The sequence below is a fragment of the Methylotuvimicrobium buryatense 5G genome (assembly GCF_000341735.1).
Lineage (GTDB): Bacteria > Pseudomonadota > Gammaproteobacteria > Methylococcales > Methylomonadaceae > Methylotuvimicrobium > Methylotuvimicrobium buryatense.
Genome location: NZ_KB455575.1, coordinates 1,413,672 through 1,436,580 on the forward strand (window position 1 = coordinate 1,413,672; position 22,909 = coordinate 1,436,580).

28 protein-coding genes are annotated in these 22,909 nt (G+C 49.8%); 17 read left to right on the top strand and 11 right to left on the bottom strand.

Features of this window, described 5'->3' with window-relative positions; all coding sequences use genetic code 11:
• Both METBU_RS0106320 and METBU_RS0106325 read left to right on the top strand, forming a co-directional pair.
• Window positions 1–579, top strand: coding sequence for an ANTAR domain-containing response regulator (locus METBU_RS0106320; RefSeq protein WP_014147760.1), 579 nt, complete (start codon window positions 1–3; stop codon window positions 577–579).
• Window positions 580–651: 72 nt separating this feature from the next.
• On the top strand, window positions 652–1,167 hold the full coding sequence (locus tag METBU_RS0106325) for a DUF2380 domain-containing protein (protein WP_014147759.1): 516 nt from the start codon (window positions 652–654) through the stop codon (window positions 1,165–1,167).
• Window positions 1,168–1,726: 559 nt separating this feature from the next.
• On the opposite strand, the gene METBU_RS23460 is transcribed toward METBU_RS0106325, so the two are convergent.
• The 9 genes from METBU_RS23460 to METBU_RS0106370 form a co-directional block, all read right to left on the bottom strand.
• Entirely contained in the window at window positions 1,727–2,401 is a 675-nt protein-coding gene (locus tag METBU_RS23460) for a PIN domain-containing protein (RefSeq protein WP_017839815.1), read from the bottom strand.
• A gap of 35 nt (window positions 2,402–2,436) precedes the next feature.
• Complete coding sequence (locus METBU_RS0106335) at window positions 2,437–3,249, bottom strand: formylmethanofuran dehydrogenase subunit C (RefSeq protein ID WP_017839816.1); 813 nt, start codon at window positions 3,247–3,249, stop codon at window positions 2,437–2,439.
• Complete coding sequence (gene fhcD, locus METBU_RS0106340) at window positions 3,246–4,142, bottom strand: formylmethanofuran--tetrahydromethanopterin N-formyltransferase (RefSeq protein ID WP_026130072.1); 897 nt, start codon at window positions 4,140–4,142, stop codon at window positions 3,246–3,248. The genes METBU_RS0106335 and fhcD overlap by 4 nt, the downstream gene beginning before the upstream one ends.
• A 47-nt stretch (window positions 4,143–4,189) precedes the next feature.
• Window positions 4,190–4,525, bottom strand: coding sequence for a DUF5615 family PIN-like protein (locus METBU_RS0106345; protein ID WP_017839818.1), 336 nt, complete (start codon window positions 4,523–4,525; stop codon window positions 4,190–4,192).
• Window positions 4,525–4,752, bottom strand: a complete 228-nt coding sequence (locus tag METBU_RS0106350) for a DUF433 domain-containing protein (RefSeq protein ID WP_014147754.1) — start codon at window positions 4,750–4,752, stop codon at window positions 4,525–4,527. The genes METBU_RS0106345 and METBU_RS0106350 overlap by 1 nt, the downstream gene beginning before the upstream one ends.
• Window positions 4,753–4,869: 117 nt before the next feature.
• Entirely contained in the window at window positions 4,870–5,139 is a 270-nt protein-coding gene (locus METBU_RS0106355; protein ID WP_014147753.1) for a DUF2442 domain-containing protein, read from the bottom strand.
• Window positions 5,132–5,407 carry a DUF4160 domain-containing protein gene (locus METBU_RS0106360; protein ID WP_268869767.1) on the bottom strand — a complete coding sequence of 92 codons (276 nt, stop codon included), beginning with the start codon at window positions 5,405–5,407 and terminating at the stop codon, window positions 5,132–5,134. The genes METBU_RS0106355 and METBU_RS0106360 overlap by 8 nt, the downstream gene beginning before the upstream one ends.
• A 225-nt stretch (window positions 5,408–5,632) precedes the next feature.
• Window positions 5,633–7,291, bottom strand: coding sequence for a formylmethanofuran dehydrogenase subunit A (locus tag METBU_RS0106365; RefSeq protein WP_017839819.1), 1,659 nt, complete (start codon window positions 7,289–7,291; stop codon window positions 5,633–5,635).
• A gap of 301 nt (window positions 7,292–7,592) precedes the next feature.
• On the bottom strand, window positions 7,593–8,858 hold the full coding sequence (locus METBU_RS0106370) for a formylmethanofuran dehydrogenase subunit B (protein WP_017839820.1): 1,266 nt from the start codon (window positions 8,856–8,858) through the stop codon (window positions 7,593–7,595).
• A 513-nt stretch (window positions 8,859–9,371) separates the two neighbouring features.
• On the opposite strand from METBU_RS0106370, the gene METBU_RS0106375 reads away from it, so the two are divergent.
• From METBU_RS0106375 to METBU_RS0106410, 8 genes are all read left to right on the top strand, one after another.
• The gene (locus METBU_RS0106375; RefSeq protein ID WP_017839821.1) at window positions 9,372–10,157 is read left to right on the top strand and encodes a M48 family metallopeptidase; all 786 of its coding nucleotides are present in this window, start codon (window positions 9,372–9,374) and stop codon (window positions 10,155–10,157) included.
• Window positions 10,157–11,353 carry a succinyldiaminopimelate transaminase gene (gene dapC / locus METBU_RS0106380; RefSeq protein WP_017839822.1) on the top strand — a complete coding sequence of 399 codons (1,197 nt, stop codon included), beginning with the start codon at window positions 10,157–10,159 and terminating at the stop codon, window positions 11,351–11,353. Before METBU_RS0106375 ends, dapC begins: the two co-directional genes overlap by 1 nt.
• Window positions 11,354–11,366: 13 nt before the next feature.
• On the top strand, window positions 11,367–12,185 hold the full coding sequence (gene dapD, locus METBU_RS0106385) for a 2,3,4,5-tetrahydropyridine-2,6-dicarboxylate N-succinyltransferase (protein WP_026130075.1): 819 nt from the start codon (window positions 11,367–11,369) through the stop codon (window positions 12,183–12,185).
• A gap of 666 nt (window positions 12,186–12,851) precedes the next feature.
• The gene (locus tag METBU_RS0106390) at window positions 12,852–13,430 is read left to right on the top strand and encodes a Uma2 family endonuclease (RefSeq protein WP_017839824.1); all 579 of its coding nucleotides are present in this window, start codon (window positions 12,852–12,854) and stop codon (window positions 13,428–13,430) included.
• Window positions 13,431–13,507: 77 nt separating this feature from the next.
• Window positions 13,508–13,750: a hypothetical protein gene (locus tag METBU_RS0106395; RefSeq protein ID WP_014147745.1), complete on the top strand. Its 243-nt coding sequence runs from the start codon at window positions 13,508–13,510 to the stop codon at window positions 13,748–13,750.
• 9 nt (window positions 13,751–13,759) lie between these two features.
• Window positions 13,760–14,107 (top strand): ArsC family reductase, encoded by a 348-nt coding sequence (locus METBU_RS0106400; RefSeq protein ID WP_014147744.1) that lies wholly within the window; start codon window positions 13,760–13,762, stop codon window positions 14,105–14,107.
• Between the two features lie 243 nt (window positions 14,108–14,350).
• Window positions 14,351–15,478 (top strand): succinyl-diaminopimelate desuccinylase, encoded by a 1,128-nt coding sequence (dapE, locus tag METBU_RS0106405; RefSeq protein WP_026130076.1) that lies wholly within the window; start codon window positions 14,351–14,353, stop codon window positions 15,476–15,478.
• 14 nt (window positions 15,479–15,492) lie between these two features.
• The gene (locus METBU_RS0106410) at window positions 15,493–15,711 is read left to right on the top strand and encodes a hypothetical protein (RefSeq protein WP_017839826.1); all 219 of its coding nucleotides are present in this window, start codon (window positions 15,493–15,495) and stop codon (window positions 15,709–15,711) included.
• Between the two features lie 969 nt (window positions 15,712–16,680).
• On the opposite strand, the gene METBU_RS0106415 is transcribed toward METBU_RS0106410, so the two are convergent.
• Window positions 16,681–17,241, bottom strand: coding sequence for a Uma2 family endonuclease (locus tag METBU_RS0106415; protein WP_017839827.1), 561 nt, complete (start codon window positions 17,239–17,241; stop codon window positions 16,681–16,683).
• A 1,062-nt stretch (window positions 17,242–18,303) separates the two neighbouring features.
• On the opposite strand from METBU_RS0106415, the gene ltrA reads away from it, so the two are divergent.
• On the top strand, window positions 18,304–19,482 hold the full coding sequence (gene ltrA / locus METBU_RS0106420) for a group II intron reverse transcriptase/maturase (protein WP_017839828.1): 1,179 nt from the start codon (window positions 18,304–18,306) through the stop codon (window positions 19,480–19,482).
• 378 nt (window positions 19,483–19,860) lie between these two features.
• On the opposite strand, the gene METBU_RS0106425 is transcribed toward ltrA, so the two are convergent.
• Window positions 19,861–20,853, bottom strand: coding sequence for an RpnC/YadD family protein (locus tag METBU_RS0106425; RefSeq protein WP_017839829.1), 993 nt, complete (start codon window positions 20,851–20,853; stop codon window positions 19,861–19,863).
• Window positions 20,854–21,072: 219 nt separating this feature from the next.
• Here METBU_RS0106425 and METBU_RS28945 point away from each other — a divergent pair, with 219 nt between their 5' ends.
• From METBU_RS28945 to METBU_RS27345, 6 genes are all read left to right on the top strand, one after another.
• Window positions 21,073–21,168 carry a type II toxin-antitoxin system HicA family toxin gene (locus METBU_RS28945; protein ID WP_268869768.1) on the top strand — a complete coding sequence of 32 codons (96 nt, stop codon included), beginning with the start codon at window positions 21,073–21,075 and terminating at the stop codon, window positions 21,166–21,168.
• A gap of 10 nt (window positions 21,169–21,178) precedes the next feature.
• The gene (locus METBU_RS28950) at window positions 21,179–21,256 is read left to right on the top strand and encodes a type II toxin-antitoxin system HicA family toxin (protein WP_268869777.1); all 78 of its coding nucleotides are present in this window, start codon (window positions 21,179–21,181) and stop codon (window positions 21,254–21,256) included.
• Between the two features lie 9 nt (window positions 21,257–21,265).
• Window positions 21,266–21,442: a type II toxin-antitoxin system HicB family antitoxin gene (locus METBU_RS28955; protein WP_017839830.1), complete on the top strand. Its 177-nt coding sequence runs from the start codon at window positions 21,266–21,268 to the stop codon at window positions 21,440–21,442.
• Window positions 21,417–21,659, top strand: a complete 243-nt coding sequence (locus tag METBU_RS28960) for a type II toxin-antitoxin system HicB family antitoxin (protein WP_017839831.1) — start codon at window positions 21,417–21,419, stop codon at window positions 21,657–21,659. The genes METBU_RS28955 and METBU_RS28960 overlap by 26 nt, the downstream gene beginning before the upstream one ends.
• 403 nt (window positions 21,660–22,062) lie before the next feature.
• Window positions 22,063–22,257 carry a hypothetical protein gene (locus tag METBU_RS0106435; protein ID WP_017839832.1) on the top strand — a complete coding sequence of 65 codons (195 nt, stop codon included), beginning with the start codon at window positions 22,063–22,065 and terminating at the stop codon, window positions 22,255–22,257.
• 4 nt (window positions 22,258–22,261) lie between these two features.
• Entirely contained in the window at window positions 22,262–22,903 is a 642-nt protein-coding gene (locus tag METBU_RS27345; protein WP_144053576.1) for a transposase, read from the top strand.
• The last annotated feature ends 6 nt before the right edge of the window (window positions 22,904–22,909 follow it).

Consider the following 22,909-nt stretch of genomic DNA (forward strand, 5'->3'; position numbering starts at 1 on the left):
ATGCAAGCGCTGAAAGTCTTAATCGCCGATGAAATTCAAGGCGAAAAACTACTCGAGAAAACCCTGAAAAAGCATGGTTTCGAAACCGCTTGTCTTCCGTTCGATACTATCGATTTAAATTCGTTGGTATTAAATTTATTGCCGGACATCGTGGTGTTGAATGTTTATACCCCGACACCGAAGATACTCGATGCCATATTGACGATCAATCAAAGCCATTCGGCGCCGGTGATCCTGTTTGCCGAGGATCAAGATAGCGACACGATCGATAAAGTCATCAAGGCCGGCGTCAGCGCTTATATCGTCGACGGGCTCGATCCCAAACGCATCAAAACCATCATCGATATCGCGGTGGCTCGATTCAAAGAGCAAAACGCCATCAAGGAAGAATTGAAAAAAACCAAATCGCAACTGGAAGAAAGAAAAGCGGTCGACCGAGCAAAAGGGATTCTAATGAAATCGCAAGGCTTCGACGAAGCTCAGGCTTATCATGCGCTGCGAAAACTGGCGATGGACCGGAATATTTCGATCGGCGAAATGGCTAAAAACGTCATTTCTATGGCGGATTTATTGAAGTAACGATCACGCTTTCTATCGTTTCGATTTACGGGTAGACTGTCCTTCTCTTATCAATCACGAACGAGAAAGCCGATGAAAAACTCTGTTGATGCTCGCCTCATTGCCGCTTTTTTCCTGATGATATTCGGAACGAGCGCCTTAGCGGAATCTCGAATTGCCGTTTTGGTTTTCGAACTAAAAGACCTCACATTGGCTCCCGGCATCCCCGAGGAACAGGAGCGCACCGCTTCGATCAAGCCTCAACTTGAAGCCGAATTAACCACATTAGGGAATGACATAGTCGAAACCGACTTCGCATCCCAACAACAGGCCGATGCCGGAACCGGATATCTATTCGATCACCATGATGTGGCCGCGAAACTGGGCAAGCAATTCGGCGCCGATTACATTCTAGTCGGTAGACTGCATAAACCGAGCTTCTTGTTTGCTTATATCATGGGACATTTGATACGAGTCGAAGACGGCAAACTGATTGCCGATTACACTTTCGAAGCCAAAGGACCCAATCGATTCCAAACCAATAAGACCGTAAAAACCCTGGCTAAAGCGATCGACAAAGATTTAAAGCGCCTGTCTCAATCCCACTAAAAAACCAGGTTGAGTACACCCCGCGCACTAATGCTGGCGCGGGGCGGGTTATTAACCCGCCCCAAACGTTTTTCCTGATTAGCAAGATGCTTCAGCTTGCTGAAGCCAATTGTCCGAGCAGTGATCAGTCGTAGCCACTTCTGCGGGACGGGTTATTTAACCCGTCCCCAACGTTTCGGTTTGCCCTAAACATTTCGGCTAACTTCGGCCAAAGTCAAAACGTTAGGACGGGGTTGCAAACCCCGTCCTGCTGGGAAAAACCAGGTTGAGTACGCCCCGCGCACTAATGCTGGCGCGGGGCGGGTTATTCAACCCGCCCCAAACGTTTTTTGTTTGCTTTGAGCATAGTCGAAACTTTCCGGACGGGGTTATACCTTTCGCACTTCAAATTTCGGCAGTGCCGGAGGAGGCCTCGGGGTGCTCGGTAAAGGCTTTGCCAGCATGGAGCTGGCATAGAGCCTACATGGACGTATTCACGGCGTCCTTTGACGGGCACCCCGAGGCCGAATTTTCATCTACGATGAGTATACAAACCCCTTGCGGCAAAGGTAAAGAGCGACTATTCAGTCGCTAACACTTCGATTTTAGTTTGATTGTAAGTGACTTTATTATCCTTAATCTCTATAGCCTTCTGTTGAATCAACTCATCGAATAAATCCTCCTCATTAACCACATTATTCTTAAATTTACTGCGAATACTATTGAGCAGGGTTTCTTTTTTGACCGGCCGGCTTCGACTGTGCTTGATCAAATGCGCGCAAAACTCTTGTACCAAGACTTCAGGGCTTTTCGGTGCGAAGCCCGGCATATTTTCGAGTTTGACACCGATACGTTGCGCGCTCCGATTCTGGCTGATTAACAGGCTAACCGCATGATCGAGGTCGTTGTCGTCGGAAACGACATCGAAATGGGTATTTTCGGGGAGCCGGGCCATCATTGCGCCGGCCCAAAAGGTGATGCCGAAATCGGCGGAATTCTTGCCGCCGTTCGGCATTTTAATGATTTTAAGACGATTTTGATTGACCGTTGCGGTCAGCGGCACGATCCAATCGAGCGGAACGCGCGCGCCGCACTGCGCATAGCAAATCACGACGTGGGTATAGGCGGCTAAATCTTCCATCAACTGATAAACTTGTTTCGGACAATTTTCGAGGTCGATCAACAAGACGCGGGCCGCGTAATCCGCATCTTCGTCATCCTTGACCGCCTCCTTGTCCGAAATGCTCTCGTTCATGTCTGCCGGCCTCTTCAGTTCATCGTTTTACATCGTCATAGCCTGACCAACACTTCACCGCGCCCCATTTCAGCCATGTCGCCGCCGTAACGCCGGACACGATTAAAGACCGCCGCAGGGTCTGCAAATTTCGAATCAAACGATCTGAACGACGCGAACAGCATCGGCAAAAACGCCAACGTATGCGAGCCGCAATCGTTGAAGGTCGCCGGCAGTTCGGGCTTATTCCAGAGCAATAAGGTACCTCGGCGCATTGCAAAACCGGTATAGCGTCCGGTTTTTCCCATTACCGCGATCGTGCCGGCCGTCATTCTCGACCCGCAGTAATCGCCAGCATTGCCTTCGATCAAAATGACGCCGCGGCGCATGTGATCGCCGACCCGCTCGCCGGCGTTGCCTTTAACCAAAACGGTGCCGCCTTTCATGCCCATTTTGTTACCGGGCAAGGCCGCCCCGAGAAAATCGCCGGTGTTTCCGTTGATCTGAACGAAACCTTTTTTCATTTCGCAAGCCGCGAATAATCCTGCGTTGCCGTTGACGGTAATCGTGCCGGACTTCATGCCTAGGCCCAAATAAGAACCGACATCGCCTTCGATACGGATCTCTCCTTCAGTTAATTCTTTGCCGATAAAATCGAGCTTGGCATAACTGTTCTTGATGACAATCTGTTGTGTATCGTAACCGGCAATCGTGAATAGTTCGTCGACGCGAATTTTGCGCTTGCCGCTATCGAGTTCGAGTGCTGCAATGTCGGTCGGCGATAACCCCGCCAGTTTTTGACAAACCAGAGGCGACAAATCGACGCGCTGAGCCGGTCGCTGTTTCAGCGTGAAGGTTAACGCAGTCATGCCATGATCTCCTGTAAATGAAAATGGAAGGGGCCGAGTTTGCCGCCGTAATTGCCGGCGCTGATGCGTTTGATGCCGTTTTCGGCGCCCAAATCGCAGACCGCTTGAATGCCGACGCGCATCGCCTTGTCGATGTCTTCCTTGGTTAGACCGTCGATCACGATTTCCATCACCGATTCGATTTCAGGCGACAAATCGGTTTTGGTGATGCCTTTCAGGGTCGGACAAAACGCATCGTTGGTCGATGCGCCGAGCGCCTTATATTTCGAGCCGACTTTCGAGCCGGAACGCACGACGCCACCCGGAAACGGCATGATCACGTTCGGAATCTTGCGCATTTCCTCGATCGCGGCCTCGCAGGCCGCCAACGCTTGCGGCTGCGATTCGGCCAATACCAAGAAATTACCGCCGCCGACCGCATCGACCTGGCCGGTCGTCGCTTCGGTCAGAAACTCGCCGTCCATGACCGGCACGCGCCAATAGCGTTTACCGCCGATGACTTTGGAAATCTGGAAACCGTCGCCGAAATAGCGCAGGTTTTTACCCAGCGGAATCGGTTTGTCGCTTTCAATGCCGGCGAACAATGCCGAAGTCGGCGAAGTCAGCACGCATTGCCCGGCGCGCGTTTCCAATTGTTTCGCAAGGCCCTTGCCGCCCATCGCGAAGATCATCACAGAGACGCCAGGGCGTCCGTCGGGTGTTTCTGAAGGATCGAGCACACGCTCAATGCCGGCCTCGCAGCCGCAAGCGATGACCGAAGTCGCGAAACCGGTCATCGCCTGTGCCGAGATCATCGCCCATTTTTCGTTTTGCGCGGTGATGATCGCGCGCGTCGCCTTCATCGGAAAGGCTTCGGCAAAGGTTTTGTCTATCGTTACGCCGTTAATAATCATCATGGGTACACATGGTTAAATATTTGAAAGTAAGTAAAGTGTTGACGTTATCGGTATATCTCGATGCAGGCCTTGTTTTCGTCGATCAATGCCATTTCTATCGCGTCCTTTTTAGTCAACAAAGAATTGATAATCGCCGCTTTGGACTGATTGCCTATTTTCAGCCAAACAATTTTAGGCGGTTGACCGTAAAGATTCGACATTTCAAAATAATCAGCGTCCTTCGTGACGATAACAAAGTCGTTGGTTTTGGCATATTCCCAAATTTCCCAGTCACCGGCGCGTTCCAAACCTAATATCGCAACTTGTGTGGATTCAGAATATGCTTCAACTAAAAAGGCCACTGCACGGCGCGACAAGTTTTCATCCAACAGCAGCTTCATTAAATAATTGCCGCTAAGCTATGCTCACGTTCGGCTGCAAAAGCCAAACAAGCCCTTATATCGTTTGACTCCAGTTCAGGATAATCGTCCAAAATTTCCACTTCGCTCATACCCTCCGCAAGCCATCCCAAAACATCGTAAACCGTAATCCGCAACCCGCGAATACAAGGCTTACCACCTCGCTTTCCGGGTTCGATAGTAATGATGCTGCGATAATCTATAGCCATAGGTATCTCCGGATTTTTTGTTTATTTCTTCTACGGCTGTTATCAATCTATTTTCGTTTGATAATGCCGCGGAAACGCTGATATGTTCCAATTTTGCGAGTTGTCCAATTAACTACCTCAAGCAGCCTTCAAATCACGCTGCAACTTACCTTGCTGCTTGAGTTTGTTATGTATATTTCCAGGACTGAGCTCCAAACCATTTTTCCAGCATAATGCCCCTAGCTCTATAAAGAATCGTTTAAAGTAACCTTCATCTTGTAATGGAATGACTAACTCAGTTTGTTTGTCCAACAGAAGCTGCAAATCGTAATCGCCGACGGTTTGATCGGAAAACCACAAGCGTATGGTTTTATGTTCAATATATTTGGCTTTGACGATTTTAATCATTATCGGCTCCGGCTATACGCTGCAACGGCTTTAACTGAATGGCTAACTGCCAATCCGCCATTAATTCTTCCTGATGCTCTTTCGCCCATTCTCTAACCAGTTTTAATGCTTTACTCGGCAAACGGCCTTCAAGCACCTCACCGCTTTCGATCGCAATTAACGCCTGATGACCTTGATACTCAGCGTGAAATTGCGGTGGATTGTGATCATCGTGATACATCCGGATGTAAATGCCAAAAAAATAGGAAATATACCTTTCGCACTTCAAATTTCGGCAATGTCCGAGGAGGCGTCGGGGTGTTCGACAAAGGCTTTGCCAGCATGGAGCTGGCATAGAGCCTACAAGGACGTATTCACGGCGTCCTTTGTCGAACACCCCTGCGCCGAATTTTGATATACGATGAGTATAACAGGCATCAGCTAGTAGTCTCGTAGTCCATACGCTGATTTCCAAAATCCAGCATGGGAATCAGCGATGCGAAAAACAGCTTCGTCACACCTGCAACGGATGCACCGTCAAACTTCCCCGCCCGTCCTCGGTAAATTCGTCGTCGCTGATTTTGAAATTGCCCATTTTCATCGTCAGATAGCGGTCGAAATAAGACTTGAGGTCTTTTTCGACGGCCGCGTCATAATCAGGTTTGACAACATGTGTCGTTCCCCATTTTACATGGACGATCTGACCATCTTTGACGACCATCTCACCGTCCTTGAACACGTAATCCGGTTTTTCGAACATTTTTTGCCGATCGGCGTTTTCGGTGTACACGGTGATGTCGCCCCAATTCCCAGCGGTCAGGCCGCCGCGATCTTTAAGGCCGATCAATTTGGCCGCACCCGCGCGCGTCATGATCGCAATTTCGTTCAGCGTGTACTCGCGGTCGATCGATGCCAGCGTCGTCATTTTTTGCGCTTCCGGATGAATCGTCGCGAGCATATCGTTGCGGAAGCTTTTATCCATAAGCAAACGAATCAGATGCGGATAGGTCGTGAACGGCGCGCCGTTCGGATGGTCGGTGGTCAAAAATACACGCCACGGATCGTCGACCAGCAAGAAAATTTCAAGACCGATCGCCCATTGCAAGGCATTGACGAAATTTTGGTCCCTGTATTTGAACGGCACGACGCCGCAACCGGAATCGCATTCGATATCCATGCACACCCACTTGTTCGGATGCGCGTGCTTGTGGTTCGCATGCTGACGCATCGTATCACCCGAAGCCGTAACGGTCTGCCCAAACAAAATTTGCCCGACATCGATCGTAATGTTCTTGTGCTTATTGACGGCTTCGGCGATTTGCGCGGCGCCCGATGAAAACTTGAAGTCGCCTTCGGTGCCGTAGCTATGAAACTGAATGTGCGTCAAATGCATCGGCAGGCCGCCCACGCCTTGAATCGTATCGAGCGTCGTGTCGACATTGCCCGGCACGCCCAGATTACAACCATGCACATGCAAAGGATGCGGAACGCCTAATTCTTTGACCGCAGTCGCCAAGGTTTGCAGAATTTGCCTGGGCGTCACGTCGTAATACGCATTTTTTTCGTCGAGATCGAGCTTGCGCTGATTAAACTTGAACGCGCTGATGCCGCCGGCATTGACGACTTTAATGCCGATACATTTGGACGCTTGAAGCGTCCATGCGACATAATCGTTAACCGCTTTCTGATCTTTTTTTGCAGTCAACATGCGCAGCAAGTAGTCGTCGCTGCCGAGCATCGCGTAACCGCCTTTGTCGAGGATCGGAATATCGCCCATTTCCATGTGCGCTTGTCGGGCGTTAACCGGCAACACCGCCGGCTCGAATGCGGCCGTATAGCCCATCTCGGCATAACGATAGCCGGTAACATAAGTGCTCGGCATCGCATGACCGCTTCCGGAACGCGTCAAATCGGTGCGGATGACCGGATCTGAGCGGTGGTCTTCCGGTAACAAGATTCTCGCGATATTGCCCTTACCGCCGCCGATATGCGTATGCATGTCGATCGCACCGGACATCACGACTTTACCGGTTAAATCATATTCTTGATCGATTTTGAGATCGGCCGCAGGTTTATCGACGATGCGACCGTCCTGAATATAAATATCCCGTTTTTGGCCGTCGATTCCGCCGGCGGGGTCATAAACCGTTCCACCTGTTAATTTAATCAGCATAGCTTTTCCAAATGATTAGAGATGAGCAGTACATCGAAGCACATAGACATCGGATTATTAGGTTGAATTGTATCATTATCGCGCCAAGGCGCTGAGGCGCAGAGAGTTGATGGTTAAAAAACCAAACGATCGTTTCATATGCAATGACGACCGTAAAACAAAATGTCTGACGCTATCCTACCAACAATCTCGTATTCTTATTTTTTCCGCGCCCTGCCCGAGATATACCCATCGTAGATCAAAATTCGGCACCGAGGTGCCTCCTTAAGCACTGCCGAAATTTGAAGTACGAAAAGTATAATTAAATCAATAGCCCCCGCTCGATTGCCGATAATACGTCAGCGGCAGCAGGCAAGCCTGAATCGCGCAATTTTTTCAGACGTATCGCCACAACGCTATCGGCGCGATAAGCGTGGCCGGCATGATCGATACCCGGAGTTCCAAGCGGAATATAAACATCCGGCTCTTTATCGAATAGCATGCCCGAACGACCTAAGACAATGGTCGGCACATCGGTAACAGGCGGTATTGCTTTGCTATTGAATGCTTGCACCCACAGCAAAGCGTCGCCCTCACCGTTCTCGATCATTACACGACTGTCGTACAAATAAGGATCGTATTCGGGATAGCCTTTTGCATAGCTAATACGTGCCGGATATCCGGAAATCCATCCGGCAACTTGATTGGCTGTCAGGTCGCCTTCCTTGCCGCTCAACGGCAAACCGGAACAACGGCTTCCCTGATCGTTGATATCCTTGATCAACTCGCAAATCGATTGGACAGTAAGTTCGGCTTGATCGAAAACCAACGAGGACGCGGCCCAAGTCACGACGCCGTATTTCGCAGCTTGCAAACGCTCGGCCACGGTCTGCAAGTCGGAAACCTTAATACCTCCCACCGAATCGATAACGATCTTATGTCCCTTGACTAGAGCTCTCAATACCGTTACAACCTCGGGCAAATCGGTATCGGCACAAGTCAATACTTGCGCTTGTTTACCGTTTGGCGAAACCTGGGCAGTACCGGAGGGAGCCTTGCCTAAATAAATCACCTCTCGGTTAGCGGTATCTTCCAGAAACATCGACTCCTGGTTCCAAAAATAACGTTCGAAAAAACGCGGAACGAAACTTTCCAAATCCTTACCGACCACCAACAGTAAATCGCAACGATTCTTGACCTCGGCCAGCGTTGTCGTCATCCATCCGGAATCTTGCATCGCCAAGTAATTCCGTCTTGATGCATTGAAGTTCATCTGATCGACCACGGCGCCACAACGGTCGGCCAACGCCAGCAACGCGCGCATACCGTTAACATCGGTCGCACACCCCCCGATGATAGGCTGATTGGAATCTTGCAGTATTTCAACGGCTTTAGCCACAGCATGCTCAAGAGCGACTTGCTTCCCGGCGACTCTAGGCTTAAAGTCGGTAATGACTTGTTCAAATGCAGGGGTATTGACCGCGCAGCCGTTGCTAAGCACCTTCAACGACAAACCGTCGACACTGATTGTCAGATCATCGGTTCCAATACCGCAAAAAGGACTGGGCACTTCGGTAATTTCAGTCACGCGCTTTTCCTCTTTTATCTTAAATTGATTTGGATTTAGCCATGCCGATTAAACGAATAACGCGAACCGACACTGCAGCAATGGCAGGCATTTTAACCCGAAATAACGGCCCTGTCCCGTTTCACCCGGCATTTCCTGCTTAGAATTTTTCATTCATCCTATACAGACAACCATTAGATTGAGAGCCCGAAAAATCAATCAACTTTTTGAGAGCCCGAAAAATCAATCAACTTTGAAAGCACGACATGACCTCACCATTATCCGTTTAAAATCTTCTTGAATACTTTTTCGAACCTTCAATATCGAGTTACGTTAAAATATCGATCGAAATTACGAATATTCATTGCAGATTACGGCGATCTCACAGTATAAACCCATCGCCCTTCAATTTTCGGTTTTAGCGTATGCAGGCACCGAAATTTGACTTGTCTGATTAGAGTATGTTCTCGCCGATAATCGCATAAGTATTCCTGATCAACCTAACGTCTTCAATTCGGCAAAGGGTACCGCATTATGTTTAATAAAATCTCACTTGCACTTAGCGTCACCCTGTTATTGAGCGCCTGCGCCACCAGCCCGACAGGCAGAACGCAATTCGCATTCATGCCCGATACCCAACTCAATCAAATGGGGCTTCAGGCTTTCGACAGCTTAAAAAGAGAAAATCCGGTCAGCACCAATCAAAGGCATACCCAATTTGTTACATGCGTATCCAATGCGATTATCCGGGAGGTTGGCGGCAATTGGGAAGTCGTTGTATTCGAAGACGACAGCTTGAACGCCTTCGCCTTGCCCGGCAATAAAATCGGCGTGCATTCAGGCATGGTCAAATTCGTCGACAATCAAGACCAATTAGCATCTATCATCGGTCATGAAATCGGCCATGTATTGGCAAGACACAGCAACGAACGCGTCTCGCAGCAAATGGCCGTCAGCTCAGGCATGGCCTTGATTCAAGCCGTCAGCGCACCGCAAACCGCAATGGGCCAAACGGCTCTCGGACTGCTCGGTGTCGGCGCTCAATACGGCGTGCTATTGCCCTACAGCCGACTACATGAAAACGAAGCCGATAAAATCGGCCTCGACTTGATGGCCAAGGCGGGTTTCGACCCCCGCCAAAGCGTTACACTCTGGCAAAAGATGGCGCGAGCCGGCGACGGTCAACAACCGCCGGAATTCATGTCTACACATCCAGCTCATGCCACTCGAATTCAAGAACTGCAAAATGCCATACCAAGAGCATTAGAAATTCAAAAACAAGCAGCCGCTCAAGGCAAACAACCTCGTTGCAGTAAATAATGAATCCAAATTTAAACCATCTACAGCCTTACCCGTTCGAAAAGCTAGCTCGGCTCAAACAGGGCATCGTTCCGCCTACCGACAAAGCCCACATCGCTCTATCGATAGGCGAACCCAAACACATTACGCCGCACATCATTCAAGAAGCGCTCATCACGCACATGCATGGTCTATCGGCTTATCCATCGACGCGCGGATTGCCGGAACTCCGGCAATCGATGTCCGAATGGATCGCGAGGCGCTTTCAAATACCGGCCGATTTACTCGATCCTGAAACACAAATACTCCCGGTTAACGGAACCCGCGAAGCCTTGTTTTCGTTCGCGCAATGCCTCGTCGAACCGAGCGAAAAACCGTTGGTCTTGATGCCGAATCCGTTTTACCAAATATACGAAGGCGCGGCCTTACTGGCCGGGGCACAGCCTTATTTCCTGAATACGACCGAGGAAAACGCATACCTACCCGACTTCGACACTGTTCCCGAATCGGTTTGGCGGCGTTGCCAGTTATTGTATATTTGCTCGCCGGGCAATCCGACCGGTGCGGTCATCCCCCAAACGCAGCTGGAATATTTGATCGAATTGGCCGAGCGATACGATTTCGTAATTGCGTCGGACGAATGCTACAGCGAAATTTATGCCGACGAAAATAACCCGCCAACCGGACTTTTGGAGGCGGCCGTTGCGATCGGCAACACCGAGTTTAAGCGTTGCGTGATTTTTCACAGCCTATCGAAGCGCTCGAATGCGCCGGGTTTGCGATCGGGCTTTGTTGCCGGAGACGCAGAAATACTGCAGCGTTATTTTCAATACCGCACCTATCACGGCTGTGCGATGCCGGTACCGACGCAACATGCCAGCATAGCAGCCTGGCGCGATGAAGCGCATGTCGTCGACAATCGCCAGTTATACCGGGAAAAGTTCAGTGCATTCAAAGATATATTATCCGAAGCCACTGCCGTTACCATCCCTCCGGCAAGTTTCTATATCTGGCTAAAAACGCCGGTATCGGAAATTCAATTTGCACAACAGCTGTTTGCATCCGAAAATGTAACAGTCTTGCCGGGCAGTTATTTATCCCGACCGTTCAATGAGTCCGACCCCGGCCGGAATCACGTCAGGATCGCCTTAGTAGCACCGATCTACGAATGTATCGATGCTGCAAGGCGCATTAAAAATTTCATTCACACGTTATAACAAATGGAAAATCATGTCTGAACTAGAAAACATCATTAATGCCGCCTTTGAAAACCGCGCCGACATCACACCGACAAACGTCTATCCGGAACTGCGCGAGACGATAAAAGAAGTCATTAATCTGCTCGACAGCGGCAAAGCCCGCGTCGCCGAAAAAATCGACGGCGAATGGGTCGTTAACCAATGGCTCAAAAAAGCGGTGTTATTGTCGTTCCGCGTCAATGAGAACCGCGTCATGGACGGCGGCGTCAACCGTTATTACGACAAGGTCGAAACCAAATTTGCGTCTTATACGCCGGACGATTTTGCCAAAGCCGGAGTACGCGTCGTGCCGAACGCGAATGCGCGCCACGGCTCCTACATCGCGCCCGGAGCGGTATTGATGCCCTCTTACGTCAACATCGGCGCTTATGTCGACAGCGGCACGATGGTCGATACCTGGGTCACGGTTGGATCGTGCGCGCAAATCGGTAAAAACGTACATTTATCAGGCGGCGTCGGCATCGGCGGCGTACTTGAACCTTTGCAAGCGGGACCGACTATCATCGAAGACAACTGTTTCATCGGCGCGCGTTCGGAAATCGTTGAAGGCGTGGTCGTCGAAGAAGGCTCGGTCATTTCGATGGGCGTTTACATCGGCCAAAGCACCAAGATCTACAACCGCATGACCGGCGAGATCATTTACGGCCGCGTCCCGGCAGGTTCTGTCGTCGTGCCTGGCAACTTACCTTCCTCGGACGGCAAATACAGCCTATACTGCGCAGTGATCATCAAGCAAGTCGACGAAAAAACCCGCAGCAAAACCGGCATTAACGAATTACTGCGCGATTGATTCGCATTTTGCCCGATACGCATTCCCACGCCCCAAAGGCTGCGAAAATATTGGCGGATACAAGATAAAAAATTATTCACCATGAAGAACATGAAGGTAATGAAGGTAATGAAGAAAAAGACTACAAGATCTTTCGTGCTGAGCCAAGTCGAAGCATGAAGGATCTACAACCCCAACGTTTCGGTTTGTCCTAAACATTTCGGCTAACTTCGGCCAAAGTCAAAACGTTTAGGACGAGGTTGCAAACCCCGTCCTGCTAGGGTAAAAGATTATTCACCATGAAGAACATGAAGGTAATGAAGAAAAAGACTATAAGATCTACAGCCTAATTCATCATGTGACTTCATGCCCTTCATCCTAAAAAGAGCAGTTGACATGTGTTGTAGACCGTTCGTGCTGAGCAAAGTCGAAGCATAAAGGGTCTACAACACTCTCACCGACTTGGTGAAGCCTCAAACCACCCTCACCCTTCGACAGGGCTCTCCTGAGCGTAAGCCGAAGGGCTCAGGGCGAACGGTAGCTTGAGGCACTCAAATGCTATTTTTAGGTTCATAGTTATTTCGTGATTTTGAATACTTTCACAGTATCAGGACCGTGGGAACCAAAAATCCGCCCCAAGAAAATACCCGCTTCTTGAATGACTGCGATTAAAACGGTAAATCACTGATGAGCTTAAAACGAGCCGAACATTTCATAAGCGAGGAAGAGTATCTCCAAGGCGAACAAGAAGCCGAGACTAGACATGAATTGATCAATGGTGAAGCCTATGCGATGGCCGGCGCGAATGAAAACCACAATCTAGTGTCGGGCAACGTTTTTTCCGAATTGAAAAACCGACTAAAAGGCTCGTCTTGTAAAACCTTCATGTCGGATATGAAAGTCAAAGCCGGCGGCGATTTTTTTTACCCGGATGTCGTGGTCGTTTGCGAAGAAGACAGCGAACATGAATACTACAAAAGTGCACCGATCTTGATTATCGAGGTTTTATCCGAAAGCACCCGGAAATTCGATAAAACTCATAAACGTTTAACTTATCAGAATATTCCTAGCTTGGAAGAATATGCGATCATCGAACAGGAACGTTGCGAAATCGAGGTTTTCAGAAGAAAAGATCACTGGCAGTCGACTTATTACTACCTAGGCGATGACGTCTACTTTGCTTCGCTAGACGTATCGGTTTCGGTTGAGGACATTTATTATCAAGTCGACAATGCCGACATAATCAAGTATTTTGCTGAACGTTGATTCTTAACGCTCCCCGAACAAGGTACGCGATGCGTGCCCTAAAAGCTTTTTAACTCTTAACCAACCACACCTCGACCATGACAGAAAATTTATCCAACGATGCCGTCATCTACGCAATGCTTTCGATCAACAGCGAAATTGCCATACAAAAAGATTATCTCGATTCGCCGGAACTGCCGGTAGACGAAAAAGAATACGAAGAAGAAACGCTCGCCGATCTCGAGCAAGCCTTAATGGAGTTTATCGAGCTATATAAAAACCGCCTTAAAGCGGATAAAACCCTACCTAGCCTAGATGAACTGCTATATAGCGAATTATAAACCCAACCTATGCCTACACTTTACGGAATCAAAAACTGCGACACGATCAAGAAAGCCCGAAAGTGGCTCGATCAAAACGGCATCGATTACCGCTTTCACGATTATCGCGAAGACGGCCTGACGACCGAATTACTGAAAGACTTTTTGGCTCGAAGCGACTGGCAAACCTTGCTCAACCAGCGCAGCACCAGCTGGCGCCAACTCGACGAGGCGCAAAAAGCGGACCTGGACGAAAACAAGGCCTTACAATTGATGCTCGAAACGCCGACACTGATCAAACGCCCGGTTTTCGATACCGAAGATAAATTAATCGTCGGCTTCAAGGCTGAACACTATCAAGCCGAATTTGACCGCTGACCCTTTTCAACTCGCCTCGAACGTTTTGGTTTGCTTTGGGCATGGTCGAAACGTTCAGGACAGGGTTGCAAACCCCGTCCTGCATAGATCCTACATTGGAATCAAACTCGCAAGCTCTAGCTTGCCAACTTCGATAAACTAGAGCTTCTCGCATTGCACTTCCGTGCAAAGAGTTTGGAAATTAGCGAAAACACCTCATTCAATAACAACGAAATACGCTACAAAACCCGCCGCACACAACTCATGAACGATCCATTGGAATTACTTAAAGACTTGATCAGCCGCGCATCGGTCACGCCCGACGACGCCGGATGCATGGAACTGCTCGCCGAACGTCTCGAAAAAACCGGTTTCCGTGCCGAATATCTCGATTTCGAAGATACCCGAAATATCTGGCTGAAACGCGGCGAAGACAAACCGCTGTTCGTTTTTCTCGGTCACACCGATGTCGTGCCGACCGGCCCGATCGAGCGCTGGCAATCGCCGCCGTTCGAACCGACGATACAGGACGGCAAACTCTATGGACGCGGCGCGGCCGACATGAAAAGCGGCATCGCCTGTTTCGTCACTGCGGTCGAACGCTTTATCGAAAAACACCCAGATCACCGAGGCTCTATCGCGATAATGCTAACCAGCGACGAAGAAGGCCCCGCAACGAACGGCGTCGTCAAGGTCGTCGAAACCTTGGAACGACGCAACGAAAAAATCGACTGGTGCTTGGTCGGCGAACCGTCGAGCGACAAAAAACTTGGCGACGTCATTCGAGTCGGCCGGCGCGGCTCGCTGTGCGCGAAACTGACCGTACACGGCATACAAGGCCATGTCGCCTACCCCGAAATCGCCGAAAACCCGATTCATCGTTTCGCCCCGGCACTGAAAGAACTAACCGAGGAAATCTGGGATAGGGGCAATGCATTCTTTCCGCCGACCAGCCTGCAAGTCTCGAACATCAACGCCGGCACCGGCGCCGAAAACATCATTCCGGGCAGTATCGAGGTCCAGTTCAACCTGAGATTCAGCACCGAATCAAACGAAGACAGTATCAAAAGGCGCACAAAAGCCATTCTGGATAAATACGATTTAAAATATGATTTGGAATGGCGATTGTCGGGAAAACCTTTTCTGACCGACAAAGGCGATTTGATCGATGCGGTACACGCCGCGATCGATTCAGTCACCGGTTTCGAACCGGTCGACGATACCGGCGGAGGAACCTCGGACGGACGTTTCGTTGCCCCCACCGGCGCGCAAGTCGTCGAACTCGGACCGATCAACGCAACGATTCACAAAATCAACGAAAACGTCGATCTTAAAGATTTGGATACTCTGACCGATATCTATCACAACATACTGGTTGAATTGATGACATAAACTCGGAGGGTAGCATGCCCGAAATCAAACTACCCGGACCAATGCGCATGGTCTGGGGAAGCCTCGGCTGTCTTTGGCTGGCGGGGATCATAAACAAAGGCTTTTATACGACGGCGATTATTCTGCTTTTATTCGTTCCGGTACTAATTATGATTAACGGCGAAACGCCTAGCCAAATGAGAAAACTGCAGAAAGCCCCTCGCACAGAACCATCCGATTCGTCAACCGCTTAGACTCCGGGCAGCAATTCCCAGTTTGAGCATTTTCGCCGATCTTAGGGTGTGGGGTATGCCTGTCGAGGAACGCCGTAAACCCATCCATGGGGGCTTGGCGGCAGTTAAGCGCCAAGGATGGCGTGAATGCAGATTTTGCATTACGCCAAGGATGGCGTGTAGTAGGGCAATGCAGGGCAGAAAAATGCTCCTGCATTTTCTGCATTCATTACATCCATGTAACTCAGCAATTGCCGAGGAGCAAAAACTGCCCCTGCTGCCGACATCCTCGCCAAGCACACCCCACACCCTTTTTGATCCCCAAATTGGGAATTGCAGGACTCCGGGCGAACGTCCCACAAGACTTCCTTCTGAAGTTGATGCATTGTTTATCTTAGAGTAACTATTCAGCCCCCGGCAATTATCGTTCCCACGCTCTGCGTCACTGCCATTAAGTTAAGGATTTTTCCGTTCGCCCTGAGCCTGTCGAAGGGTGAATGGAAAAATCCTGGGTCGATAAGTTAAGCCGTCCATGGTTCGACAGGCTCACCACGAACGGCTTAACTTAATGGCAGTGACGCTCTGCGTGGGAATGCCTGAGTACCGCTCCAGCGGTACGAGACGCTAGAGCGTCTCGGTCTTCATTCCCACGCCGGAGCGTGGGAACGATAGGGGGTGTGAATAATTACATCTTAGACTGGGTGTGAAATATTATTCATCCAATAGCGCTTTCGCTACCAACTAAGGAACGAGCATGAAATAACTTAGACAACTGTTGGAAGGGGGTTCGGTGACTCGCTTGACAGGACGCCGTGAATACGTCCCTGTAGGCTTGACGGCGGAATCTGATTGTCATGGACGGCATGAATGCAGATTTTGCAGGAGCAAAAATCTGCCCTGCTGCCGACATCCTCGCTAGCCACACCCCATACCTTCATAAAGTTAGCCATTTTTTGACTATCAAGGGAGTAATTGCTTATAAGCTATTTCTCAGTCGACCCACAGAACACTTAAGTCAAATGTAATTGCATCGAACGGCGCGATCGAAATCGCATCGTCATTCTCGAATACGCCTAGCAATAACCAGCCGGCTGGCGTGTTTTCAAAAACCTCCAGCGTACGCAACACCGGATCGATCAACCAAATATGACAAACACCCTCCCGCGCATAAATCGGCATTTTTTCGACGCGATCGATCCTCGCCGTACCGGGCGAAAGCACCTCGCAAACCCAGTCCGGCGCTAAATCGAAAAAAGCGCCCTCCGGCAATTTCGGTAAACGTTCGCGCCGCCAGCCGGCCAAGTCAGGAACCAAAATATCGAAACCCAAATGACATTCGGGTTCATCGAGAATCCACCAACCGCCCGGCCCATCCATTCCTTCGTCATAAGGCCCTGTAAGTTTTCCACCCAAAAGAGACGAAGCCCGAGCATGGCGCGGAGAAGGACGCGGTTGGCTATACAAAGCGCCGCCAATGATTTCCGCAACCATGTTTCCCGGCACCGCGCACAAATCCTGATAAGTCGCTGGTTTCAATTGAGGCAAACCCATTTCACACCTATTTGTCTTTAACGAAACGATTAAACAGTCTATTGGCTTCGGGAAGCTGGAGCTTCCCGCACTGCGTTCCCAAGCAGCGTATAGGTCGGGTTAAGCGCGAGCCGTAACCCAACCTACCTAGGCTGCATTCCAATGCTATTAAGTTACCTGATTAGCAAGATGCTTCAGCTTGCTGAAGCCAATTGTCCGAGCAGTGACCAGTCGTAGCCACTTCTGCGGGACGGGTTATTTAACCCGTCCCCAACGTTTCGGTTTGCCCTAAACATTTCGGCTAACTTCGGCCAAAGTCAAAACGTTTAGGACGGGGTTGCAAACCCCGTCCTGCTAGGGATATGTGTGAGTCGCAGGTACCAACGGCTCAGTCTTAAACGGTGCGACCTATCGTGACAGGAACGTTGCGATGTGTCTAATCCTACCTGTGCGAATCCGTATTTGTACAGAAATGCTTGCTCGAACTCGTCTTAGACGGGGTACGCAGTTAGGGTCACTCAGGTAACTGGTGGCGTTGAAGGAGCCAGGCAAGCATAGTCAGGGAGGTGGCAGGTTTCAGCCTCGAATCAGGTGTCAGGGTCTATGTCCGCCTGAAACACTGGGGAGTTTTTTTTTTCTTCTCTCACTGGGATTTATACGGTTATTCTCAGTGGCTATTAGGGGTGCTTGCTGTTGTCGCCCAGACATAATGGTTATTGGTACTGACCGATGAAAGTCCTACGGCGTCTCTTGATTTTAACCCCTTCAAGAGTAATGCCCGCCTATAAGTTTATGGCGAAATGGCGGGTTTATGCGCTGGTGTGTGAGATTCCCCAAACTGAGCACTTTAAGGATGGCAGCGTCTTCGGTGTAGCCACGCAATTGCGCGGTGATAGAAGACTCCGTTGTTAGAAATACGTTGTCATGGTTTTTCCATGAAGAAAGTTAGTCCGTCGGCTACGACCCCAAAATGGTCTGTCCTTCCTCTTTTGGAAAACCCGACGGTCGCTAAGAAACGCCTTCCACGGCACGACCGTTGGCAAGGTATTGGTTAGTGTATGAGGGGTAAATCAGGTTGTCTTTATGTTAGTGAAACCGCTTAAGATTAAACATCATTCTTTAACAGGCAGAATAACCATCGAACGGGTGCGCAAGGCATTTCTTAATGTCAAACGTAACCGGGGCGCTGCCGGCGTTGATAAGCAAAGCATTGTGATGTTCGAGGCGAATCTTGAACAGAATTTGCAAGCATTGTTGAGCGATTTAAAAACGCGGGGGACATTTTCTCCGCATCCGCTCAAACGTGTGCGTATCGACAAAGGGAATGGGAAATTTCGCCCGTTGGGCATTCCCGTGGTCCGTGACAGGATTGCGCAGGATGTCTTGCGGCAACTGCTGGAACCGTTGTTCGAGCCTTTGTTCCATCCAAACTCGTGTGGNTTTCGGCCAAATAGGAACTGTCATCAGGCCATTGAACGGGTGCTGGACATCTGGCGCGAGGGCAATCGCTATGTGCTGGATGCGGATATATCGGGATTTTTCGATAACATCCCGCACCATGTCATCATGACGGGGCTATCCAATGTGGTCGCTGATGGGAATATTCTGGGTATTATTGAACGGTTTCTTAGGTCTGGCGTCATGGAAGACGGCGTTTTTAAACCAACGACGATCGGCACGCCGCAAGGCGGTGTCATTTCGCCTTTGTTGGCAAATATTGCGCTGAACTATCTGGATTGGCATCTGCATGAGCATGGCTTGAACTTTGTGCGTTATGCGGATGACTTTGTCGTTCTATGCCCATCCGAGGAACAGGCAAAAGAGGCATTGGTTCTTGTCGGGGCGTTTTTAAACACGCATCTTGAGTTGAAACTCTGCCCTGAGAAATCGCAGGTCACCACATTTAGTGAGGGTTTTGCATTCTTGGGGTTTGATATTAGCTCAAGGGCGGTCACGATGCGCCCAAAGTCCATAGAGAAATTCAAAGATAAAATCCGGGAGTTGACCTGTCGCTCCTATAACTTGGATAGTTACCGCATCATGCGGGTTAATCAGGTGATACGAGGGACGGCAAATTATTTTGCAACGCCGTTCTCTCATAATCGTTATCTGTTTACGGAATTGGACAAGTGGATTCGAGTTCGCTTACGGTGCATGAAGTTTAACAGGAAATGGAAGACCGATAACAGGCGTCTACGTCTGAAGCACTTTAAGAATAAAGGGTTGTTGAGTCTCAGGGCGTTCTATCATGAACCTGCATAGCAAATACAATGACTCCCTTTCGAGGGCAATCTAGGCGGAGCCGCCCATTGTCTGAAAGAGACACGATGGTAAATAGAGGGAATTAACCTTCTTGCGGCAACGGGGGGCTGGTGGTGATCCTCCAGCCTACCCACTGCTGGTTTTTGGGCCTTAGCTGAAGAAACTTGCAAATCAGGTTAAGTTAAGCCGTTCGTGGTGAGCCTGTCGAACCATGGACGGCTTAACTTATCGACTCGGACTTCTCCATTGCCCCTTCGACAAGGCTCTCCTGTGCGCAGCCGAAGGGCCCAGGGTGAACAGAAAAGTCCTTAACTTAATGGCAGTGAAGCTGCATTCCCAAGCAAAGAGGGGGGCCAAAAGCAAACTGGAATCCGGCAATCAATGCGTTGAATTATCGGTCTCGAACACCGCTTCTATCGTGGGCGCATCGATAATGTTGTCCAGCCATTGCTCTAATTCGCTTTGACCGGCCTGTGCAATACGTTCATCCGCCCAAGCCGGTAAGGTTTTGAACCGGCGGGAAATCTGTCGCCGCAGCGTGTTTTGCTCCGCTTCCAATTTTCCTTTTTCCATGCCCTTTTCCAAGCCTTTTTCCAAGCCTTTTTCCAAGCCTTTTTCCAAGCCAATACGTTCCACACTTGATATATATTGCATTTTGCCATGCTCCTCGAGTTCATGAATGTTATGCCACAATTGCCGCTCCAGCTCTTTCGGCAATCTCATCATCCAATCGATCACCTGAAATAGATCAATGACACGCTGCTTGTCCCAACCCCGCTCATAAAGCAAACGTATCAGACGCCATTTGGCCTGAAAGCGAAAACGATCATCGCCTCGCGTTTGCTGGGTCAGAATATGGGCCGCAGTCACGATGGCAAACGGATTATGCTCAGTCAACAAAGCTTCCAAACGATCATGATAATCGGTAATTTTGGCGACAGGAAACCGAATCGACGTCTCGCTACCTAGCACGCTATAGCCGAAACAATCGGGCTTCCAACCGGGATGCTCGTCCGCCAAAACCGCCAGACTGGCCACGGGTCGATCATAACGGTCGAAAATTCGGTAATTATAAGTAAACATGCGCTTGGCAAAACGCGCTTGTTTGGAGCCCTGCACTTCGACATGGATATAGACCCATTGCTCAACGCCATCGAGCAACATCACTTGGACCAATTTGTCGACGAAGCGTTTCCCAAGCGTCGCATCTCGAACGACCGCGCGTAATTCCTGATCCAAAAACGTATAGGCTTGGTTCCAATCGATCAGATTCGCGGCGTCCGGAAAATAAAACGCCATGAATTCCGGAAAGTAGCGCTCAACCGCTTCTTTCCAAGGGCTATCGTATTCGTCCGGAGCGGATTCGTTCATGACACTAAAATAGAAGTCAATACTGGATCTGTCATTTTACGCCTATTCGGGTAAAAAACATCAATGTGATTCGCGTAGCAGCAATTCCCAGTTTGAGCGTTTTCTCCGGGCTGTTCGCGTAGGCTGGGTTACGGCTACCCGGCTTTTTTGGTGCTTTATGTCAACACCAACGGTGGTTATAGTGTTGATACTTTTTATTGAGTAATTATAATAACCATCATGGACAGTAAACAACTCATCAAGCAACTTGAAGCCGACGGCTGGATTCTGGCACGAATCAAAGGCTCACATCACCAGTTCACAGCACCCGGATAAACCCGGCTTGGTGACGGTCAAACATCCTGACAGCGACATTCCCGCCGGTACGCTGAACAGCATTCGCAAACAGGCGGGATGGAAATAAGAGGTTATCATGCGCTTTTCTGTAGTATTGCATACCGATGACGGCGTTCGTTACGGCGTTACCGTCCCCGACTTGCCCGGCTGTTTTTCGGCGGGCGACACCCTTGACGATGCATTGGCTTCCGTTGCTGAAGCGATTGATTGTCACATTGAAACATTGATTGAAGACGGAGCCCGATATTCCTGATTGCAAACCGATTGCCGAGCACCTATCCAATCCGGATTATTCGGGCGGCGTTTGGGCTTTCGTCGACGTTCCGGTTGAAAAATACTTCGGCCCCGCCGAGAAAATCAACATCACGCTGCCGCGCCTGTTGTTGGCGAGAATCGATCGCTATGCGAAAGCGCACGGCGCAACGCGCTCCGGTTTTTTGGCTGAGGCGGCTCGTGCGGCAATGCGTTAAAGGAAAAGACGTAGAATAGATCGGGTTACGGCTAACGCCTAGTTTGACCTATGCGGATCGCCTGATGGATGCCCCCATCCGTGCGCTTGCCATAGAACGCTGATAAAACGTCCTGATTAGCAAGATGCTTCAGTTTGCTGAAGCCAACTGTCCGAGCAGTGGCCAGTCGTAGCCACTTCTGCGGGACGGGTTATTTAACCCGTCCCCAACGTTTCGGTTTGCCCTAAACATTTCGGCTGATTTCGGCCAAAGTCAAAACGTTTAGGACGGGGTTGCAAACCCATACGCATCAAGCTAAAAATCGCCTTCCTCGATTTGGTGGTCGAGAGCGTACTACGTGGTTTCACAAATCCGCTTTGGGATGTATAGTTTGCGGTCCACATTACTCAATGGATAACCAGAAATGGAAGCCGCCCCGATTGAAACGCTCACACATCAAATTGACCAGTATTTAGCAACTTGGTTCGACGAAGAAACCTGTGAAACCTTGGCCAAGTCTAGCGGATTTATTCAACGCAGCACGAGTCGCTTGACCGGCAGCGATTTTTTTAAATCTGCTGACGGTCGATACGCTCAGCGAGCCGACGATCAGCTATGAAGGTTTGTGCGATAGCCTGGAGGAACGAAGCGGCGTGGATCTGACGCCGCAAGCCTTGTGCGGGCGAATGAACAGCGATGGTGCGGTACAGTTTATGGAAGCGGCGCTGACCAAGACTTTGCGCGAGACGGTCGGTCCGCCTTTGACGGCACAAGAAACCGCATGGCTAGCTCCGTTTCCTCGGGTTTTACTGCAAGACAGTAGCCAAATCGAAGTGAACGAAGCCTTGACCGAAGCGTTCCAAGGGAGTGGCGGTAACGCCAGCACGGCCAGCGTTAAAATCGATTTCAGCTATGACGTCAAAAACGAACGGGCCGAACATATCGCGATACGTCAGGGCACCGACAGCGATCAGGGTTTTGCCACAGACGTGCTCGCGCGAGTGCGTAAGGGAGATTTGATCATTCGAGATTTGGGCTATTTCAGTTTGGCCGCCTTTGCTCAAATCATGCTGATCGGTGCGTATTTCTTAAGCCGACTTAGCTATACCGTCAATCTCTATAAGAGCGCCGATGAAGCCGCGTCACCGATTAATTTGATCCAGTACATCAATCGTTTCGGCGGTGGTCAGCAAACGATGGAGTTTTCGCTGTTTGTCGGTGAGAAACACCGTCTGCCCATCCGCTTAGGAACGAGCACGAAATAACTTGAG

Bases quoted from the DNA above. Each gene is read 5' to 3' on its own strand.
- dapD (WP_026130075.1), top strand. From the start codon at position 11,367: ATGTCTGAACTAGAAAACATCATTAATGCCGCCTTTGAAAACCGCGCC.
- METBU_RS0106415 (WP_017839827.1), bottom strand. From the start codon at position 17,241: ATGGGTTTGCCTCAATTGAAACCAGCGACTTATCAGGATTTGTGCGCG.
- METBU_RS23460 (WP_017839815.1), bottom strand. From the start codon at position 2,401: ATGAACGAGAGCATTTCGGACAAGGAGGCGGTCAAGGATGACGAAGAT.
- METBU_RS0106400 (WP_014147744.1), top strand. From the start codon at position 13,760: ATGCCTACACTTTACGGAATCAAAAACTGCGACACGATCAAGAAAGCC.
- METBU_RS0106425 (WP_017839829.1), bottom strand. From the start codon at position 20,853: ATGAACGAATCCGCTCCGGACGAATACGATAGCCCTTGGAAAGAAGCG.
- METBU_RS0106435 (WP_017839832.1), top strand. From the start codon at position 22,063: ATGGAAGCCGCCCCGATTGAAACGCTCACACATCAAATTGACCAGTAT.
- METBU_RS0106325 (WP_014147759.1), top strand. From the start codon at position 652: ATGAAAAACTCTGTTGATGCTCGCCTCATTGCCGCTTTTTTCCTGATG.
- METBU_RS28955 (WP_017839830.1), top strand. From the start codon at position 21,266: ATGCGCTTTTCTGTAGTATTGCATACCGATGACGGCGTTCGTTACGGC.
- METBU_RS0106395 (WP_014147745.1), top strand. From the start codon at position 13,508: ATGACAGAAAATTTATCCAACGATGCCGTCATCTACGCAATGCTTTCG.
- dapC (WP_017839822.1), top strand. From the start codon at position 10,157: ATGAATCCAAATTTAAACCATCTACAGCCTTACCCGTTCGAAAAGCTA.
- METBU_RS0106410 (WP_017839826.1), top strand. From the start codon at position 15,493: ATGCCCGAAATCAAACTACCCGGACCAATGCGCATGGTCTGGGGAAGC.
- dapE (WP_026130076.1), top strand. From the start codon at position 14,351: ATGAACGATCCATTGGAATTACTTAAAGACTTGATCAGCCGCGCATCG.
- METBU_RS28945 (WP_268869768.1), top strand. From the start codon at position 21,073: ATGGACAGTAAACAACTCATCAAGCAACTTGAAGCCGACGGCTGGATT.
- fhcD (WP_026130072.1), bottom strand. From the start codon at position 4,142: ATGATTATTAACGGCGTAACGATAGACAAAACCTTTGCCGAAGCCTTT.
- METBU_RS0106390 (WP_017839824.1), top strand. From the start codon at position 12,852: ATGAGCTTAAAACGAGCCGAACATTTCATAAGCGAGGAAGAGTATCTC.
- METBU_RS0106335 (WP_017839816.1), bottom strand. From the start codon at position 3,249: ATGACTGCGTTAACCTTCACGCTGAAACAGCGACCGGCTCAGCGCGTC.
- METBU_RS0106320 (WP_014147760.1), top strand. From the start codon at position 1: ATGCAAGCGCTGAAAGTCTTAATCGCCGATGAAATTCAAGGCGAAAAA.
- METBU_RS0106345 (WP_017839818.1), bottom strand. From the start codon at position 4,525: ATGAAGCTGCTGTTGGATGAAAACTTGTCGCGCCGTGCAGTGGCCTTT.
- METBU_RS0106365 (WP_017839819.1), bottom strand. From the start codon at position 7,291: ATGCTGATTAAATTAACAGGTGGAACGGTTTATGACCCCGCCGGCGGA.
- METBU_RS0106375 (WP_017839821.1), top strand. From the start codon at position 9,372: ATGTTTAATAAAATCTCACTTGCACTTAGCGTCACCCTGTTATTGAGC.
- METBU_RS0106350 (WP_014147754.1), bottom strand. From the start codon at position 4,752: ATGGCTATAGATTATCGCAGCATCATTACTATCGAACCCGGAAAGCGA.
- METBU_RS0106355 (WP_014147753.1), bottom strand. From the start codon at position 5,139: ATGATTAAAATCGTCAAAGCCAAATATATTGAACATAAAACCATACGC.